Genomic DNA, 342 nt, shown 5'->3' on the forward strand with positions numbered 1-342 from the left:
CAAGCTCAAGATGGAGCGCGACATCTTAAAAAAAGCCGCGGCCTTCTTCGCCAAGGAGTCGATGTGAAGTTCGGCTTCGTCGCGAAGCACCGAGGGGCGTGGACGGTCAATCTGTTGTGCGAGGCGCTCGGTGTCTCGCGAAGCGGCTTCTATGCGTGGGTGACGCGCCCGCGCAGCCGGCGCAGCTTGGACGACGAGCAGTTGGGCGCGCAGGTGCGCCAGAGCTTTATGGCCAGCGACCGCACCTACGGCGCACGGCGTGTTTGGCATGACCTGCTGGCGCAGGGCGGACGCTGCGGCTTACATCGCATTGAACGGCTCATGCGGGCACAAGCGCTGCGT

The 342-nt window shown here is 64.3% G+C and carries 1 pseudogene; it reads left to right on the forward strand.

From position 1 onward, the window contains the following. Positions 1 to 342 (forward strand): annotated as a pseudogene (locus LZ017_RS21925) (IS3 family transposase); the annotation flags it as partial.

It is taken from the genome of Pelomonas sp. CA6, assembly GCF_022549225.1.
In the GTDB taxonomy this organism is placed as follows: Bacteria; Pseudomonadota; Gammaproteobacteria; order Burkholderiales; family Burkholderiaceae_C; genus Roseateles.